Origin of the sequence: Marinobacter goseongensis (assembly GCF_023156235.1) — a bacterium.
Classification (GTDB): Bacteria; Pseudomonadota; Gammaproteobacteria; order Pseudomonadales; family Oleiphilaceae; genus Marinobacter; species Marinobacter goseongensis.
In genome coordinates this window covers 32,120-48,433 of record NZ_JAKZAI010000001.1, presented here as the reverse complement: position 1 = coordinate 48,433, position 16,314 = coordinate 32,120, and the positions used below count along the sequence as shown (strand labels likewise).

18 protein-coding genes are annotated in these 16,314 nt (G+C 59.2%); 15 read left to right on the top strand and 3 right to left on the bottom strand.

Annotated features, from left to right (window positions below; genetic code table 11):
* Positions 1-38 precede the first annotated feature (38 nt).
* Positions 39-323 (top strand): antibiotic biosynthesis monooxygenase family protein, encoded by a 285-nt coding sequence (locus tag MLC70_RS00235; protein WP_248180965.1) that lies wholly within the window; start codon positions 39-41, stop codon positions 321-323.
* 17 nt (positions 324-340) lie between these two features.
* Here the strand turns inward: MLC70_RS00235 and rlmM are convergent, their stop codons facing one another.
* Positions 341-1,417 carry a 23S rRNA (cytidine(2498)-2'-O)-methyltransferase RlmM gene (rlmM, locus tag MLC70_RS00230; protein WP_248180964.1) on the bottom strand — a complete coding sequence of 359 codons (1,077 nt, stop codon included), beginning with the start codon at positions 1,415-1,417 and terminating at the stop codon, positions 341-343.
* 118 nt (positions 1,418-1,535) lie between these two features.
* Here rlmM and MLC70_RS00225 point away from each other — a divergent pair, with 118 nt between their 5' ends.
* Both MLC70_RS00225 and MLC70_RS00220 read left to right on the top strand, forming a co-directional pair.
* Complete coding sequence (locus MLC70_RS00225) at positions 1,536-2,024, top strand: 7TMR-DISMED2 domain-containing protein (RefSeq protein WP_248180963.1); 489 nt, start codon at positions 1,536-1,538, stop codon at positions 2,022-2,024.
* A gap of 69 nt (positions 2,025-2,093) precedes the next feature.
* A complete protein-coding gene (locus tag MLC70_RS00220; protein ID WP_248180962.1) occupies positions 2,094-3,377 on the top strand; it encodes a sensor domain-containing diguanylate cyclase in 1,284 nt (427 codons plus the stop codon).
* 11 nt (positions 3,378-3,388) lie between these two features.
* Here the strand turns inward: MLC70_RS00220 and MLC70_RS00215 are convergent, their stop codons facing one another.
* Entirely contained in the window at positions 3,389-4,048 is a 660-nt protein-coding gene (locus MLC70_RS00215; RefSeq protein ID WP_248180961.1) for an alpha/beta family hydrolase, read from the bottom strand.
* Positions 4,049-4,282: 234 nt separating this feature from the next.
* Between MLC70_RS00215 and ccoN the strand changes: the two genes are divergently transcribed.
* From ccoN to MLC70_RS00170, 9 genes are all read left to right on the top strand, one after another.
* The gene (ccoN, locus tag MLC70_RS00210; protein WP_248180960.1) at positions 4,283-5,713 is read left to right on the top strand and encodes a cytochrome-c oxidase, cbb3-type subunit I; all 1,431 of its coding nucleotides are present in this window, start codon (positions 4,283-4,285) and stop codon (positions 5,711-5,713) included.
* 15 nt (positions 5,714-5,728) lie between these two features.
* Positions 5,729-6,337: a cytochrome-c oxidase, cbb3-type subunit II gene (ccoO, locus tag MLC70_RS00205; RefSeq protein ID WP_248180959.1), complete on the top strand. Its 609-nt coding sequence runs from the start codon at positions 5,729-5,731 to the stop codon at positions 6,335-6,337.
* Between the two features lie 5 nt (positions 6,338-6,342).
* Entirely contained in the window at positions 6,343-6,528 is a 186-nt protein-coding gene (locus tag MLC70_RS00200; RefSeq protein ID WP_248180958.1) for a cbb3-type cytochrome oxidase subunit 3, read from the top strand.
* Positions 6,525-7,415 carry a cytochrome-c oxidase, cbb3-type subunit III gene (ccoP, locus tag MLC70_RS00195; protein ID WP_248180957.1) on the top strand — a complete coding sequence of 297 codons (891 nt, stop codon included), beginning with the start codon at positions 6,525-6,527 and terminating at the stop codon, positions 7,413-7,415. The genes MLC70_RS00200 and ccoP overlap by 4 nt, the downstream gene beginning before the upstream one ends.
* 125 nt (positions 7,416-7,540) lie before the next feature.
* On the top strand, positions 7,541-8,971 hold the full coding sequence (ccoG, locus tag MLC70_RS00190; protein WP_248180956.1) for a cytochrome c oxidase accessory protein CcoG: 1,431 nt from the start codon (positions 7,541-7,543) through the stop codon (positions 8,969-8,971).
* 47 nt (positions 8,972-9,018) lie between these two features.
* Entirely contained in the window at positions 9,019-9,522 is a 504-nt protein-coding gene (locus MLC70_RS00185; protein ID WP_248180955.1) for a FixH family protein, read from the top strand.
* Between the two features lie 5 nt (positions 9,523-9,527).
* Positions 9,528-11,975 carry a heavy metal translocating P-type ATPase gene (locus MLC70_RS00180; protein ID WP_248180954.1) on the top strand — a complete coding sequence of 816 codons (2,448 nt, stop codon included), beginning with the start codon at positions 9,528-9,530 and terminating at the stop codon, positions 11,973-11,975.
* A gap of 51 nt (positions 11,976-12,026) precedes the next feature.
* On the top strand, positions 12,027-12,242 hold the full coding sequence (gene ccoS, locus MLC70_RS00175; protein ID WP_248180953.1) for a cbb3-type cytochrome oxidase assembly protein CcoS: 216 nt from the start codon (positions 12,027-12,029) through the stop codon (positions 12,240-12,242).
* Complete coding sequence (locus tag MLC70_RS00170) at positions 12,242-12,943, top strand: sulfite exporter TauE/SafE family protein (protein ID WP_248180952.1); 702 nt, start codon at positions 12,242-12,244, stop codon at positions 12,941-12,943. Before ccoS ends, MLC70_RS00170 begins: the two co-directional genes overlap by 1 nt.
* Before the next feature lie 27 nt (positions 12,944-12,970).
* Here MLC70_RS00170 and ttcA read toward each other — a convergent pair whose 3' ends face one another.
* Positions 12,971-13,846, bottom strand: coding sequence for a tRNA 2-thiocytidine(32) synthetase TtcA (gene ttcA / locus MLC70_RS00165; protein WP_248180951.1), 876 nt, complete (start codon positions 13,844-13,846; stop codon positions 12,971-12,973).
* Positions 13,847-13,920: 74 nt separating this feature from the next.
* On the opposite strand from ttcA, the gene MLC70_RS00160 reads away from it, so the two are divergent.
* From MLC70_RS00160 to MLC70_RS00150, 3 genes are read left to right on the top strand one after another with little or no spacing between them, the layout of a single operon-like run.
* Positions 13,921-14,565 carry a TetR/AcrR family transcriptional regulator gene (locus MLC70_RS00160; protein ID WP_248180950.1) on the top strand — a complete coding sequence of 215 codons (645 nt, stop codon included), beginning with the start codon at positions 13,921-13,923 and terminating at the stop codon, positions 14,563-14,565.
* A gap of 27 nt (positions 14,566-14,592) precedes the next feature.
* A complete protein-coding gene (locus MLC70_RS00155) occupies positions 14,593-15,261 on the top strand; it encodes a DNA-J related domain-containing protein (protein ID WP_248180949.1) in 669 nt (222 codons plus the stop codon).
* 19 nt (positions 15,262-15,280) lie between these two features.
* On the top strand, positions 15,281-16,312 hold the full coding sequence (locus MLC70_RS00150; RefSeq protein ID WP_248180948.1) for a polysaccharide deacetylase family protein: 1,032 nt from the start codon (positions 15,281-15,283) through the stop codon (positions 16,310-16,312).
* Positions 16,313-16,314: the final 2 nt, after the last annotated feature.

The window sequence follows — 16,314 nt, the reverse complement described above, 5'->3', positions numbered from 1 at the left end:
TTACTGTTTATAGCTGTCAAAATGTTACGAGGTAAACAATGATCCGGGTACTGATTGAACGTCACGTTGCTGAATCGCTGGAATCGGCCTACGAAGAACGGTCACGCAAGGTGTTGCAACAGGCCGTCAGCGCGCCCGGATTCATCTCCGGGGAGACCCTGGTGGACGCCCACGACCCGAACCATCGGCTTACCCTGGCAAACTGGCGCTCCGAAGCCGACTGGGACCAGTGGTATCACTCCGAGGAGCGGAAAGGCCTGCTCACAGAACTTCAGCCAATGATGGACCGGGACGAAGCCATTACCGTGCTCACACAGAGCTGACCGCTCGGGTTTCCGCCTCACCCCAACCGCTCCACAAAGCAGGTAATCTCTTCCCGGTCGTGATACAGGTGCCGAGCCCGGAGGCGGAACCTCTGATCGCTCTCCGCCAGCGCGCTCTCGATGATCTCGCGGCAAATCAGCCACTCCTCGTAGCGTTTCTTCATGGGCAGCTTGAGGTTGAAGATGGTAAACCGACAGAGGCCACTTTTGAGCCAGTCAACCGCCATGTGGGAGCTCCGGCGCGGGTGGTCAACAATGTCACACACCATCCAGTCCACCGGGCTTTTCGGTTTCCAGAAATAGCCGTCCGCTTCCATATGCTCGACCTGCCCCGACGCCATCAATTCGGCGTTCATCGGGCCGTTGTCGACGGCGGTGACCATCATCCCCTGATTCACCAATTGCCACGTCCAGCCACCTGGCGCCGCACCCAGATCCACCGCACGCTTGCCACCGCCCAGATAGTCCAGTACCCGGTCTGGCGGCAAAAACACTTTCCAGGCTTCTTCCAGTTTCAACGTTGAGCGGCTTGGAGCCGAGGCCGGAAACCGCAACCGGGCGATACCGCCAGCGTAACGCGCACGGTTATCTGACAGGCTGATGCCTACCAGAGCCCGCTGAAAACCGGTCAGAAGAATATCGAGCCGGGCCGGGGCAGACGCGTTGGCATCGGGTTTCAGCAGACCGGCACCCCGCAACCCCTTCGATAGCGGCGCCACCCACTTGCGGGCAAAGTTCCCCAGATCCCGATCGGCGTTATTCTCCGGCAAGCGCACGTCCACCCGGGCGCAGTTGGGAAAACCGGATGCTACTGACCTCAAGGCCTCTGAGATGGCTCCAACACGATCCTCCGGCGGCAATTCAACATCGGCCAAACCGATGAACCAGTCCCTGACAAACACCAGTTCATCGAGGCTAAGACGCTGCATCAGCGTGGTCGCGCCCTCGGGGCCGGTCAGGAAAAACGTCAGGTAGCCATGGCTGCCGGAGGGCTGAAAGTAACCGAAAACGCCTTTTTCTGCTGCGGCATCGGTCATTTCGCGGCCAGCCTCGGTTTCAAACCCCGGCCGACAGAACAAGATCACGTACTCCATGAATCACCTTTTTTACGACATCCGTCACGGAAACCGTCGAGAATTTGAAACTGTTTAACAATGCGCCGCGCCGTCGGGCGTTACACTGACAGACTTCTTTTTTTGCAGGAATTCGTTCATGTTGCTTTACCTGCGCACCTTCACCGTGTTGGCGCTTGCTGTGCTGTCGGGCATGCCCATGACACTGGAAGCGCACCCTGGCAGCCCCTGCCCCGTTCTGGACGCCAGCGATGCCGCGCAGCGGGAACGATTGATGAATCACGTCTGTTTTCATGCCGCAGCGCCCGACGATCCCGCGCATCGGGCGGCCAGCCCGGACGAGCTGCCCGCATCCATGGAGTGGCAGGAGGCCCGCGGCCATGACCTGGTGTTTACTCATACCGATTCGGTGTACTGGGTGCACCTGCACCTGACCAATTCCGGCGCATCACAGGGCTTCTGGTATCTGAAGCTGAACTATCCGCTGCTTGATGAAGTCACCTTCTGGCAGACCGGCGCCGAACGGACCACCTCGCTAACCACCGGTGACCAATACCCGTTCCTGTCGCGGGGCATAGATTACCGGTATTTCCTGCTGCCCGTCACGCTGAATACCGGTGAGTCCTAGGGTATCACCCTGAGGATTCAGAGCAGCGGCGCCCTCAACGTTCCACTGTCTCTGGAAACTCCCGACACCATGGTAGCCGACAGCAACCACCTGACTCTGACCCACGGGCTTTTCTACGGAGCCCTGTTGGTATTCGCTGTCTTTAACCTGCTGCTGTTTTTCAGCTCGGGAACGGTGTATTACTTTCACAACGCCTTCTACATGGCCACCATGGGGCTGTTCCTGTTTGCCATGGGCGGCTTTGCAAATCAGTACTTCTGGCCAGACAGCACCGGCTTCGCCAATACTTCCATCCCATTGCTGATCGCGGTGTGCGCCCTGGCCATGACCCTGTTCGGCCGCTCCTTCCTGGAAATCGCTCCGGACACACTGGCCGCCACCACTTTGCGAGCTCAGGCCTGGGCATCTGCGGTGCTGCTGGTCGTCACCTTCATGTTGCCCTACAACCGCTCTATTTTGCTCAATACCACCCTCGCCCTCACGGTGATCGGCAGCCTGTTTGTGATTGGCGTTCTGCGCTGGCGGCAGGGCTACCTGCCAGCACTTTGGTACGTGCTTGCCTGGTCGGTAATGCTGGTCGGCGCGCTGATCTATGCACTCGCGGCATTCGGATACCTGGCCGATTTCCTGGCCCGCGAGTTCTTCATGCTGACCGCCATCGGCGCTCAGGTGATTTTGCTGAACTACGCTATGGTGCAGCGTTGGCGGCTGTTGAACCAGAAACTGCTGGATGTGGAGCACAACGCCCGCAGCGAACTGGAAATCAAGGTGCATGAACGCACGGCTCAGTTGCGTAACACGATGCGGGAACTGGAAAGGGCCAACCGCAAACTCGCCACCCTGAGCCTCAATGATGCCCTCACCGGCCTGTACAATCGGCGCCACTTGGACAATATCCTCCCGGAACTGTGCGCTGAAGCGCGCCGCACCAGCCAGCCCCTGACGTTGGCGCTGATTGACGCGGATCATTTCAAGCGCATCAACGACACCTATGGTCACAGCTTCGGTGACCTGTGCCTGCAGCGCATTGCCGACATTCTGAGCCAACACGTCAAACGGCCTCGGGACGTGGTGATCCGGTTCGGCGGCGAGGAGTTCGCTCTGCTGTTACCGGGCACCGACAGCGAGGGTGCTTGCCGCGTGTGCCAGGACATCCTCGATGACATGCGCCACACTCCCATCAATGCGGAGGACGGTTCCGAGGTCATCATTACCTTGAGCGCCGGCGTGGCACGACTGGATCCAGCTGAGCTCGATCAGGAGCTGTTCCGACGGGCAGACGAAGCCCTGTATCAGGCCAAGGCCTCCGGAAGAGATCGCGTCGCGCTAACCGATGCGGAAGCGGTACCGTGACCCGGTAACGTTCAATGCTCTGCCCCGGGTTTCCCGTGCATGAAGGCGGATGCCGACTGCGCGGCCCTCTGCAGCAGCTGCGAGTGGCTCTCGACCTGCCGCGCCAGTGGCTTGAAATCATGATCGCCACCCTCCAGCCAGGCTATGTCAACCAATGCGCACGGGGGTATCCGTGCGCTGACCTCCTCGCGTTTGCCAAAAGGATCGCGGGTACCCTGAACCACCAGCTGCGGGCACCAGAGGTCACCGAAATGCCCGGTACGCCAGCGGTCCGGCTTCCCGGGCGGGTGGAAGGGGTAGCCGAAACACACCACTCCCCGAAAGCGGCCGGTCAACGTGGGCTCAGCGCCTAACAGGCTGGCCATGCGCCCGCCCATTGATTTACCACCGATAAACAGTGGTCGGTGGGCCAGCGATCCCGCCGACAGATGGTCGATCATCTGCCCAAAGCTCAGCAACAATGCCGGCTGCCGATCGGGGGGGCGTTTTTTGCCGTCTTCCCGGCGTTTTTGCATGTAGGGAAACTCGAATCGCACCGTGGTCACACCGCTCTGAGCCAGGAATCCGGTCAGTCCGTTCATGAACGGCGAGTCTGCCGGTGCCCCGGCGCCATGTGCCAACAACAGCACCGGCCCATCGGGTTTATTACCATTTTCAGTAAATAACGCCATGCATTTCACCTGTGGACTATGTACTTCTACTATTGGGGGGCAGGATCGCCAAAGCGGCACAGTATAATCACCCATACAAAAGCGGCAAAAACCGGTCGTCCATTTACGCTCCATGTTGCTGATTTGGGCGCCTTTGACGCACCTCAGGAGTTGACCTGAGTCATTGCAAAGCGTTTATGGTTTCTCCATACTTGCGCCCGCATATTTCCCCACTCTAAACCCATTGGTAAGGCTATGAGCACAGTAAATGCAAACCTGACATACAACTACAAGGTGGTGCGACAGTTCGCCATCATGACGTTGGTCTGGGGCATTGTTGGCATGGGCATGGGTGTGCTAATCGCATCCCAACTTGTTTGGCCGTCAATGAACCTTGACTTCTCCTGGACTCACTTCGGTCGGCTGAGACCGCTGCACACCAACCTGGTCATCTTCGGGTTCGGTGGCTCTGCTCTCTTCGCCACCTCTTATTACGTTGTACAGCGCACCTGTCAGGCCCGCCTGATTTCGGACAGCCTGGCGGCGTTTACGTTCTGGGGCTGGCAGGCCGTTATGGTAGCCGCCATCATTACCCTGCCAATGGGTCTTACTTCAACAAAAGAATATGCCGAGCTCGAGTGGCCAATCGATATTGCCATTGCCGTCGTGTGGGTTACGTATGCTCTGGTATTCTTCGGAACCGTCACCAAACGCAGCACGCCGCACATCTACGTTGCAAACTGGTTTTACGGCGCGTTCATTCTGACCGTCGCGGTGCTGCACATCGGTAACAACCTTGCGCTGCCAGCCACCGCGTTCAAGTCCTACTCCGCGTACGCCGGTGTCACTGACGCCATGATGCAATGGTGGTATGGCCACAACGCCGTAGGCTTCTTCCTCACCGCCGGCTTCCTGGGCATGATGTACTACTTCGTTCCCAAGCAGGCTAACCGTCCGGTTTACTCCTACCGCCTGTCGATCGTCCACTTCTGGGCGCTGATCGCCACCTACGTATGGGCCGGTGGTCACCACCTGCACTATAGCGCCCTGCCTGATTGGGCTCAGACGGCCGGCATGGTGATGTCGCTGATTCTGCTGGCACCGTCCTGGGGCGGCATGATCAACGGCATGATGACGCTGTCCGGCGCATGGCACAAACTGCGCACCGATCCAATTCTGCGTTTCCTGGTGGTGTCCCTGTCGTTCTACGGCATGTCCACCTTCGAGGGTCCGATGATGGCGATCAAGACCGTCAACGCGCTGTCGCACAACACCGACTGGACCATTGGCCACGTGCACTCAGGTGCGCTGGGCTGGGTAGCCATGATCAGTATTGGCGCCATCTACCACCTGGTGCCGAAGCTGTGGGGCGTACCCGCCATGTACAGCACCAGCCTGATCAACGTCCACTTCTGGCTGGCCACCGTTGGCACCGTACTGTATATCGTTGCGATGTGGGTCAACGGCATCATGCAGGGCCTTATGTGGCGCGCAGTCAACCAGGACGGCACGCTGACCTACAGTTTTGTTGAGGCACTGGAAGCTTCCTGGCCCGGTTACTTTGTTCGCTTCATCGGCGGTGCGATTTTCCTCACAGGCATGCTGGTCATGGCTTACAACACCTACATGACCGTTCGCCAGAAAGATGCTGTGGCAGTTGACAGCGCAGCGGCACAGCCGGCGTAACGGGAGAGAATCAAGATGAAACACGAAATTGTCGAGAAAAACCTGGGCCTGATGATCGTGCTGATCATCCTCACCATCAGTGGCGGGTTTCTGGCCGAAGTTGTGCCGCTGTTCTTCAGTAAGGATACCAACGAGCCGGTTGCGGGCCTTGAGCCGCTGTCGGCGCTGGAGCTGGAAGGTCGCGATATTTATATCCGCGAAGGCTGCCACGTGTGCCACACCCAGCAGATCCGTCCGTTCCGTGCGGAAACCGAGCGCTACGGCCACTACTCTGTTGCGGGTGAGTTCGTTTATGAGCGCCCGTTCCTGTGGGGCTCCAAGCGTACCGGTCCGGATCTCGCCCGTGTCGGCGGTCGTTATTCCGACGCCTGGCAGCGCCAGCACCTGTACGATCCGCGCAGCGTTGTGCCCGAGTCCAACATGCCGGCTTTCCCCTGGCTGTTCGAGGACCGGGTGGACCACACGGACACAGAAGCAAAAATGAAGACACTGCAAACACTGGGCGTGCCCTATACCGACGAGCAGATTGCCGAGGCAGCTGCGGAAGTTGAGGGCAAATTCGAAATCGAAGCGCTGGTGGCCTACCTGCAACAGCTGGGCACAGTGATTTCTGAGAAACGGTGATCCCGATGGATTTGAACGAGTTACGCGGCATTCACACCCTTGTCATCATGGCGATGTTTCTCGGCATCGTCTGGTGGGCGTACAGCGCCCACCGCAAGAAAGCGAACGACGAGGCGGCCCACTTGCCCTTCGACGACGACGAAGTGGAAAAGCGTACTCTTGAACAGGAAAAAACGGAGAAAAAGCAATGAGTACCTTCTGGAGCATCTGGATCAGCGTGATCGTGCTCGGTACTATTTTCGGTTGCTGGTGGCTGCTAATGGCAACACGCAAGGGCCAGACCACCGACACCGAAACAGACCGGACCACGGGCCATTCCTTCGATGGTATTGAAGAGCTTGATAACCCACTTCCCAAGTGGTGGTTCTATCTTTTCATCGCCACGTGCATTTTTGCCCTCGGCTACCTGGCACTGTACCCCGGCCTGGGTAACTTCCAGGGTCTGCTTGGCTGGAGCTCTACCAACCAGTGGGAAGCGGAAGTTCAGAAAGCGGATGCCCGTTACAGCGAGCTCTACGCCCGCTACGGCGACACCCCGGTACCGGAACTGGCCGAAAACGAAGATGCCATGAAAATGGGTCAGCGGCTGTTTGCCAACAACTGCGCGGTATGTCACGGCTCTGCCGGGCGTGGGTCACTCGGTTTCCCGAACCTGACCGACAACGACTGGCTTTACGGGGGCGCGCCTGACAACATCCTGACGACACTGCACCAGGGTCGTAACGGCGCCATGCCGGCCAAGGGCACCATGCCGAACATGACCAACGAGCAGGTCGATCAGGTGGTCAACTTCGTACTGGCCTACAGCGGTCGCGAGAAAGACGCGGAGGCTGCAAAAGCCGGCGAAGCCGTGTTCGCTCAGGGCTGTGTAGCCTGCCACGGTGCGGACGGCAAGGGTAACCAGGCGCTGGGCGCACCCAACCTGACGGACAATATCTGGCTGTATGGCTCAACTTACGACTGGATTCGTGACACGGTGGTCAACGGTCGGCAAAACCAGATGCCGGCCCAGAGCGATCGTCTCTCCGACGACCAGATCCAGATTCTGGCGGCCTACGTTTACAGTCTGTCCAACTGAGTGTCCGGCCGGAACCCCGGTTCCGGCCTGGTCTGCTCAACCCTGTGTCTGCGTGCGGGCACAGGCTTGAGAAGATCTGAAGCCCCCGGATCACGCCGTGGGCTAATTTTCATCGGGAGGAAACGATGAGCAGCGAGATTCCGGTCAAACAGGTTGACCCATCCTCTGACCCCTCCGACAAAAACAACAAATCCGGAACCGTCGAGCTTTACGCCAGCCGCAAGAAAATCTATGTGAAAGAAGTCGAAGGCTTCTTTCAGCGTATCCGTAACGTCAGCCTGTTGTTGCTGATGGGCATGTACTTCCTGTTCGTCTGGCTCACCCTGGACGGTCAGCCCCTCATCCACTTCGACCTCCCGGCCCGGGAGTTTCATCTGTATGGCACCACCTTCTACCCGAAGGATTTCTTTCTGCTCTCGGGGATGCTGATCATCAGCGCCTTTGGCCTGTTCTTTATTACCACCCTGTTTGGCCGGGTCTGGTGCGGCTACACCTGCCCGCAAACCGTGTGGACGTTCATTTTCATGTGGGTGGAAGAACGTATCGAGGGCAGCCGCAACCAGCGCATGAAGCTGGACAAGGCCCCGCGCTCGTCGCAGAAAGTGATCAAGAAATCCCTCAAGCACACCGCGTGGCTTCTGATCGCCCTCGCGACGGGCCTGACGTTCGTCGGTTATTTTTATCCGATTCGCGAGCTGCTGGCTGACCTTTTCACCCTTCAGGCCAATGGCTGGGCCTTCTTTTGGGTAGGCTTTTTCACCGTTGCCACCTACCTGAACGCGGGCTGGATGCGCGAGCAGGTCTGTCTGTACATGTGCCCCTATGCCCGCTTCCAGTCGGTGATGTTTGATCCCGATACCCGGGTGGTTTCCTACGACCCCAATCGTGGCGAACCCCGGGGTGGCCGCCGAAAGGATGCGAACCCGGCAGACCTGGGCCTCGGCGACTGCATTGACTGCGGCCAGTGTGTTCAGGTGTGCCCTACCGGTATCGATATCCGCGATGGTCTACAGTACGAGTGCATCGGGTGTGCACTGTGCATTGATGCCTGCGATGAGATCATGGACAAGATGGAGTACCCCAGGGGGCTGATCCGTTACACCACCGAAAATGAGCTTGAGGGCAAACCCTCAAAACTGCTGCGCCCCCGTACCTTCGGATACGGCGCTGTACTGGCGATCATGATCGGTGCCATCGTCTTCGTGCTCGCCACCCGCGTGCCGGCCCAGCTGGATGTCCTGCGAGATCGCGGCGCGCTGTTCAACTTCAATGGCGATGGTCGCATAGAAAACACCTACACCCTGAAAATCGCCAACATGGCGGAGGTGCCGCACACCTTCAGCATTGCCGTTTCGGGTATGGAAGGCATGAGAGTGCTGACCGACACCACCGTAACCGTCGTCAGCGGTGAGAATCGCTCCTTGCCGACAGTGGTGGACGTGGATCCGGAGATCATCACCCAGAGCAACAACACGATCCGTTTCCAGATCAGTTCCGAAAGCGATGAATCCCTGATTCTTGAAACCGAAAGCCGTTTTGTCGGTCCTAACCGCTAGCCTGACCGCCACCATGCGGAAACGACCCTGTCTGAGAGATTGCTGTTATGAATGATGAAGCCGTTAAACCCTGGTACCGCCAGCCCTGGCTCTGGTTCCTGCTGGCCTTTCCGCTGGCCTCCATCACCTGGTGCACCATTGCCATCACAGTGGCGATGAACACAGACAACGACATGGTCACCGATGACTACTCCAAGCAGGGGCGCGGCATCAACATGCAGATCGCCCGGGACCAGAAAGCCAAGGATCTGGGCCTGCACGGTGAGTTTGCGTTTTCTGACCGCGACGTCCGCCTGTCGCTGACCAGCGACGCCGGGCAGGTGAATTACCCCTACCTGATCCTCAACCTGTTCCACCCCACCATCGCGGACAAAGATCAGACGGTTCAGTTCAAGCGCACCGGAGAGAATACCTACCGCGCGACGCTCAATCAGGACGTCAGTGGTCGCTGGTATTTCGACCTGCGCAGCCCGGAGAATGACTGGCGCCTGAAAGGTGAGACGTCGTTACCCTCCGACGATGCGATCCAGGTTGGCAAGGCAAGCCGCTGAATCGAGTGAGCGCCCTGCCCTGTTTTCACTGTGGTGAACCGGCCGACGGCGAGCCACCGATTACCCTGGAGCTTGACGGCGAAGCCCGGCGTTTTTGCTGCCAGGGCTGTAAAGCGGTGTGCGAAACCATTCGCGCCGAAGGTTTGACCGGTTTCTACCAGTACCGCACTGAGCCCGCGGCCACACCGAAACAACTGACTGACATCGAACGCGACCGGATTCGTGAGCTCGATCACCCGCTGGTGCAGTCCACGTTTGTTGCCGCGGTCAAGGGAGGCCAGGAGGCCCTGCTTCTGATTGAAGGCATTACCTGCGCGGCCTGCATCTGGCTGCTGGAAAACCACATGGCAAGACAGCCAGGGGTGCAGTCCTTCTCCGTCAACCACAGCACCCAGAGGGCCCGCTTGCTCTGGTCTGCAGAGCACGCCGCACTGAGCGATCTGCTGATCGCCATCCATGAACTGGGGTATCGCGTCCGCCCTTATCAGGCGGACGACGCCGAACAGGCACTCAAGGCCGAACACCGCACCACCCTGATTCGGCTCGCCGTAGCCGGGATCGGCACCGTGCAGAGCATGATGCTGGCCTTTCCCTTGTATTTCGAGCTGATCAGCGAACTGTCTGCGGACTTTATCACTTTCTTCCGCTGGTTCAGCCTGCTGGTCGCCACCCCCGTGGTGCTGTTCAGTGCCCGACCATTCTTTCGCAACGCCCTCCGCGATTTTCGCAGCCGGCACCTGACCATGGACGTGCCCGTTGCCATTGCCATCGGACTGGCCTACAGCGCGAGCGCCTGGGTCACGGTGGTCGGCGGCGATGAAGTCTATTTCGAGTCGGTGTGCATGTTCACCTTTTTCCTGTTACTGGGGCGGTACATAGAAATGCAGGCCCGATACCGGGCCGGCCTGACCGGCAACGCCCTCGCCGGATTTCAGCCCGGCGTTGCGACCCGCATCGTGGCAGGACAGTCAGATATAGTGGCCACACACGAGCTGAAACCGGGCGACATTGTGCGTGTTCGACCAGGAGAAACCCTGCCGGTGGACGGCCTCATTACCAGCGGGCACTCTACCCTCAACGAAGCCGCGCTAACCGGAGAATACCTGCCCGAAACCCGCCACCCGGGCGATGCCGTGCACGCCGGCAGCGTGAACGGCGAGAACCCCCTGGACATCCGGGTGCACCAGGCGGGGGCCCAGACGCGGCTGTCCGGCATCCTGCGGATACTCGACCGGGTTCAGGCCGAGAAGCCCCCTGTCGCCCGCATGGCAGACCGCATCGCCGGCACCTTCGTCAGTCGCGTGCTGATTCTCACCCCGCTGGTGTGGATCGGCTGGTGGCTGGCCGGCGCCGACAACGCCTTCGACATCACCCTGTCGGTTCTGGTCGTTACCTGTCCCTGTGCATTATCACTGGCAACGCCTACTGCGATCACGTCGGCCACCGTCCGGCTCCGCCGTCTGGGTTTCCTACCCACCCGGGGCCATACCCTGGAGTCCCTGAACGACGTCGATACGGTGGTCTTTGACAAGACCGGCACCCTGACCCGCGGCGAGCTGAGCCTGATCGAAACCGATGTGACCGGCAGCCTGAGCGGATCTGACTGCCGCCGCCTGGCCGCCGGGCTGGAAAAACACTCGGAGCACCCGATTGCAAAAGTATTCCATGATGTACCAGGCCACACCGTGACGGAGGTTACCAACCATCTGGGTGGTGGGCTCTCCGGGTACTGGAAGGGTAAACCCGTGTTCATCGGCCACAGTGCCTTTGTTGGCGAGCACACCTCAGCCGCTATGCCCGCCGGGACCAACGGTCCGGGCATGGAAATCTGGCTGGCCACGAGCGAGGAATGGCTGGCACGCTTTTCCCTGGACGACGAGCCCCGGGCCGATGCTCGGGAAACCGTAAACCGGCTGAGAGAAGCCGGAATCAGGACGCTTCTGCTCAGCGGCGATCGCTCCGGGCATGTGGAACAGATCGCCCGCCGCCTTGGCGTAGACGAGGCTATCGGACAGGCATCGCCTGAAGACAAGCTGGCGGTGCTAGAGCGGCTCACTGCCGAGGGCCGCAAGGTGATGATGGTGGGGGATGGCCTGAACGACCTGCCCTCCATGGCAGGCGCTGGCATATCCGTTGCGATGGGCACCGCAGCCGACCTGACCCAGTTGAAAGCCGACGCGGTTCTGCTCAATGGCCAGCTGCTTCATCTGGTCAACGCCATGGAAACCAGTCGCCAGACACGGCGAATCATTCGCCAGAACATGGGGTGGGCACTGGGTTACAATGTGCTGGCCCTGCCCCTGGCGGCGGCGGGTATGGTGCCACCCTGGCTGGCCGCCATCGGCATGTCGCTGAGCTCACTGGTCGTGGTGTTGAATGCACTCAGGCTGGGTCGCGCCGGGCCGACTCACAAACAAGGTACTCAGGCGGTTGGCGCACCGACCCCCTCCTGATACCGTAACCGGAACATACTCCGATCCCCGAGGTTCACCATGGAAATTGTAATGATCCTGGTTCCCGTCATGCTGATTCTCGTGGCATTGGGCATGGTGCTGTTTTCCTGGGCCGTGAAGAATGGCCAGTACGACGATCTCGAAGGTCCCGCTCACCGGATCCTTTTCGACGACGACAAAGACATGATCCCGGACGACGCCAAGCCCAGGGCCGAGCGCAAACCCAACGACGAAGCGCCGGAAACTGATGAAACTCCACACCACTGATGAGTGAAGGCCTCTACCTCAGCTATTCCAGTGCCTTTGTGATTGGTCTGCTGGGCAGCACGCACTGCCTGGGTATGTGTGGGGGAATCAGCGCGTCCTTGTCGATGGCGTTACCTGTGGGCAAAGGTTTCCGAATCCGCCAGACCCTGATGTTGCTCGGTTTCAACGCCGGCCGTATCGGCAGCTATGCACTGATCGCGGCGCTGGTGGCGCTGCTCAGCACCTCCGCTGCGGCCCAGTGGAGTCAGTTGGCGCCAGTATTACGAACCGTGGCCGGACTGCTGTTGATACTGATGGGGCTGTCCATGGCCCAGTGGTGGCAGGGCATCCGCTATATCGAACGGATCGGCGCCCCGGTCTGGGCCCGGCTGTCGCCCCTGACCCGCCGCCTGCTGCCGATACAGCATGGATGGCAGGCGGTTGCTCTCGGGGGATTATGGGGCTGGCTGCCCTGCGGGCTGGTCTACAGCACTCTCGGCTGGGCCGCACTGCAACCGTCAGTGGGCAGCGCGGCCGCCACCATGGCTTTTTTCGGGCTCGGTACGCTGCCCTCAATGCTGGCCACCGGATACGCGGCAACCTGGGTGCGCAAACTTCAGGGTAAAAAGCCTTTACGTCAGCTCACCGGAACATTGTTGATCGCGTTCGGCATCTGGACGCTGCCCCTGGCTACACTGTTCCATAATGGCCATGGCGGTTAGTCTCACCGGCTCTTGACCGTGTGCCCTTCAGATATTCAGAACGTCGAGCCGGCCAAAGTCCGCAGCCTCAGGCTCCGCCATGCTGACAGAGGATCCCTGCGCGCCACCCGGGCGCTTGCCCTCGCGAAAATCGTAAAGAGTATTGTCTGCAAGATGAGACGGCTCGACATTACACAGCGCACGAAACATGGTTTCGAGCCGGCCCGGATGCTGTTTGTCCCAGGTCTGAAACATCTCCTTGATTACCTGGCGCTGCAGATTTTCCTGAGACCCGCACAGATTGCAGGGAATGATCGGGAATTCCCGCAAGGCAGCGTAGCGGGCGATGTCCTTTTCGCGACTGAACGCGAGCGGCCGGATAACCGTGTTGCGGCCGTCATCGCTGTGCAGCACCGGTGGCATCGACTTCAGCTTGCCACCATAGAACATGTTCAGAAACAGAGTTTCCAGCAAATCGTCCCGGTGGTGGCCGAGAGCAATCTTGGTGACACCCTGCTCTTCTGCAAAATTATAGAGAATTCCGCGACGTAGACGGGAACAAAGACCGCAGGTGGTCTTCCCTTCCGGCACTTTTTCCTTAACAATACTGTACGTGTCCTTTTCGATGATGTGGTATTCGATACCCATGGCTTGCAGATATCGGGGTAACACGTCTTCGGGAAATCCAGGCTGTTTCTGATCCAGGTTTACAGCAATCAGCTCAAAGGATACCGGCGCGCTCTTCTGGAGGTGCAGCAGGATGTCCAGCATGGCGTAGGAATCTTTGCCGCCGCTGAGGCAGCACATGACCTTGTCACCGGCTTCAATCATCGAAAATTCTGCTATGGCCTGACCGACTTCACGGCGCAGACGTTTCTGCAGCTTGTTGAATTCCAGTTTTTCAGGGCGCTCTGCATCGGACATAAAAACACTACGTTCACAGGATTGGTGGGCAACGGATTATACGCGTGAGAAATACGCAGGGACAGGATAGCGACATGGATACGTTACGAAGCAAGGACGACACCCTCGGTAAACGGCAATCCAACCGGATTCGCAACCGAAATGCCATTCTTCTGGCCGCCCGCGAGTGTTTTCGTGAGCGGGGCTACGACAACTCCACGATACGCGACATCGTTCGGAAAACCGGTCTGGCTGCAGGCACCTTCTACAATTATTTCTCCAGCAAACAGGACATCTTCGCCGCCCTGCTGACGGACTTCCTGAATCAGTTGAATCTGAATCTAACCCGATCCCGCAAGGCCGCAGGCAGCGGCGAAGACTTCATCCGATCTGCCTACCTCGCTCTTTTCCGTGCCACGGCGAACGATCCGCTGGTGTATGAGCTGGCTCATCGAAACGATCATGCTATCCGTGAACTGTTCGGTTCGGACATCCTCGGTCTGGCCATGCTGTCACTGGAAGAGGACGTGCGAGACGCCATCGACCGGGGCCTGTTGCCGGACGTCGATCAGGATTACCTCTGTGCGTCGTTCTTCGGAGTAGCCTATGAAATGAGCCTGCGTGTCGCAAAACGCTCCCATGCCGCCCCCGGAAACGCTGAACAGGAAGCGCAGGACGCGGCACACTTCGCCGCCACGCTGTTCCTCGGCGGCCTCAGCCGACTGGACACCCTTTCCTAACGGCGGGCACTGCCCTACCATGGCGACATGAGCAACCCCATTCAAAGCCAGCCGGTCTTCCCGGAACACCCCGCGTCGCCGGACAGTCCGTTGAATCCGGCACTGAGGCTCCACATTGAGCACCTGCTGGTTGCGGTGGAACACGAGTTACGCGGCTGCCCGCAGGGCATAAGCGAGCTGGGCCTGATCAAGCGCCTGCAGAATCGACCCTGGGAGTTGATTGGCAAAGTTCAGTTCAGCGAACCCGAGAAACTCTATCCCGTGCATTTTCTGCTCTTCCATGCATTGTATCGGCTGCGGGATCAGCTTCTTGCCCGGGGTGAAACACTGACCATTTCACCGTTGAACTTGCGGCTCCACGACTGTGCGGTGGTCGCGGGGTCCGGAACCGCGGGTCACGTTGACGCCCTACGGGCTTTTTACCTCGATCTGTCCCAATACCAGCTCCCCGACGATCACATTCTACAGATGATGGATAATTTCTGGCGTGGCCGGCCTCAGCAGCGGCCGGGACGGCAGGCACTTATTGACGCCGCCTCGGTGTTGGGATTCCAACAGCTGCCCGACGGCTTCCCCGAGGTAAAACAGCGATTTCGGCGCGCGGTCATGCAGGCGCATCCCGATCGAGGCGGTGACACCGACAGCATACAGAAGCTGAATCAGGCATTCGCCGTTCTCAAGGCGCATTTTCAATAAACCGGACGAGGACCGATTGATGGCAAGGCACACTCTATCTCTGGCATGCGGACTGCTGCTGATCCTGGTCAGCCTGAACGTCAGGGCCGACCTGGTCGTACTTCAGTACCACCACATCAGTGACAGCACGCCACCGTCGACGAGCACTTCGGTGTCCCTGTTCGAGGGCCAGCTCGATATGATCGCCAACCAGAAGATTGAGGTAGTGGCCCTTCAGAACGCCACCGAAGCGGCTCTCAGGGGCGACTTGAGGGATCGTAAACAGGTCGCTATCACGTTTGACGATGCCTACGATTCGGTTTACGAGGCAGCCGCGCCCCTGCTGGAGCAACGGGATTACCCCTACACCATCTTCGTCAACACCGATGCGGTGGGCAGCCACGGCTACATGACCTGGGAGCAACTGCGGGAGCTGAATGAACAAGAACGGGTCACCATTGCCAACCACAGCCATGATCACGGCCACCTGGCGCGGCGTCCGAACGAGCAACAGGACGACTGGGATGCGCGGGTGGACAACAGCCTCGATCGGGCTCAGGCCATTCTGCAGGAAAAACTGGAGATCGATGTGCCGATGTTCGCCTATCCCTACGGCGAATTCGACGAAGACCTCGAGGCAAAGCTGTCCGACCGCGGCTGGATAGCCTTCGGCCAGCAATCCGGCGCCATCGGTGAAACATCCGGCATCACCCGCCTGCCACGCTTTCCCATGGCCAATACCTACGGCCAGCTTGGTAACCTGAAAGATAAATTACTGAGCCGGGCGCTTCCCGTCGATGCCAATGAGCTGCCAGCCGGGGTATTGGCCAATAACCCACCGACGCTGAAACTCCGGTTGCCCGACAACCTGAGCGTCAGTCGGCTGAGTTGTTTTGCGTCGGGACAGGGGCGAATCGAGATTGAGGAGATGGGAGACGGCAGCGTTCACATCACCGCACCGAAGACTTTTGACAGCCGCCGGTTCCGATACAACTGCACGCACCCGGCCACAGATGGAAGCTACTTCTGGCTGTCGCAGCAGTGGCTGGACCTTGAGCAGCCGGAAGACTGAAT

Bases quoted from the DNA above. Each gene is read 5' to 3' on its own strand.
- MLC70_RS00200 (WP_248180958.1), top strand. From the start codon at position 6,343: ATGGATTTGAACGAGTTACGCGGCATTCACACCCTTGTCATCATGGCG.
- MLC70_RS00185 (WP_248180955.1), top strand. From the start codon at position 9,019: ATGAATGATGAAGCCGTTAAACCCTGGTACCGCCAGCCCTGGCTCTGG.
- MLC70_RS00160 (WP_248180950.1), top strand. From the start codon at position 13,921: ATGGATACGTTACGAAGCAAGGACGACACCCTCGGTAAACGGCAATCC.
- MLC70_RS00220 (WP_248180962.1), top strand. From the start codon at position 2,094: ATGGTAGCCGACAGCAACCACCTGACTCTGACCCACGGGCTTTTCTAC.
- MLC70_RS00150 (WP_248180948.1), top strand. From the start codon at position 15,281: ATGGCAAGGCACACTCTATCTCTGGCATGCGGACTGCTGCTGATCCTG.
- ccoG (WP_248180956.1), top strand. From the start codon at position 7,541: ATGAGCAGCGAGATTCCGGTCAAACAGGTTGACCCATCCTCTGACCCC.
- ccoS (WP_248180953.1), top strand. From the start codon at position 12,027: ATGATCCTGGTTCCCGTCATGCTGATTCTCGTGGCATTGGGCATGGTG.
- MLC70_RS00155 (WP_248180949.1), top strand. From the start codon at position 14,593: ATGAGCAACCCCATTCAAAGCCAGCCGGTCTTCCCGGAACACCCCGCG.
- rlmM (WP_248180964.1), bottom strand. From the start codon at position 1,417: ATGGAGTACGTGATCTTGTTCTGTCGGCCGGGGTTTGAAACCGAGGCT.
- ccoN (WP_248180960.1), top strand. From the start codon at position 4,283: ATGAGCACAGTAAATGCAAACCTGACATACAACTACAAGGTGGTGCGA.
- MLC70_RS00170 (WP_248180952.1), top strand. From the start codon at position 12,242: ATGAGTGAAGGCCTCTACCTCAGCTATTCCAGTGCCTTTGTGATTGGT.
- MLC70_RS00235 (WP_248180965.1), top strand. From the start codon at position 39: ATGATCCGGGTACTGATTGAACGTCACGTTGCTGAATCGCTGGAATCG.
- ccoO (WP_248180959.1), top strand. From the start codon at position 5,729: ATGAAACACGAAATTGTCGAGAAAAACCTGGGCCTGATGATCGTGCTG.
- MLC70_RS00215 (WP_248180961.1), bottom strand. From the start codon at position 4,048: ATGGCGTTATTTACTGAAAATGGTAATAAACCCGATGGGCCGGTGCTG.
- ccoP (WP_248180957.1), top strand. From the start codon at position 6,525: ATGAGTACCTTCTGGAGCATCTGGATCAGCGTGATCGTGCTCGGTACT.
- ttcA (WP_248180951.1), bottom strand. From the start codon at position 13,846: ATGTCCGATGCAGAGCGCCCTGAAAAACTGGAATTCAACAAGCTGCAG.
- MLC70_RS00225 (WP_248180963.1), top strand. From the start codon at position 1,536: ATGTTGCTTTACCTGCGCACCTTCACCGTGTTGGCGCTTGCTGTGCTG.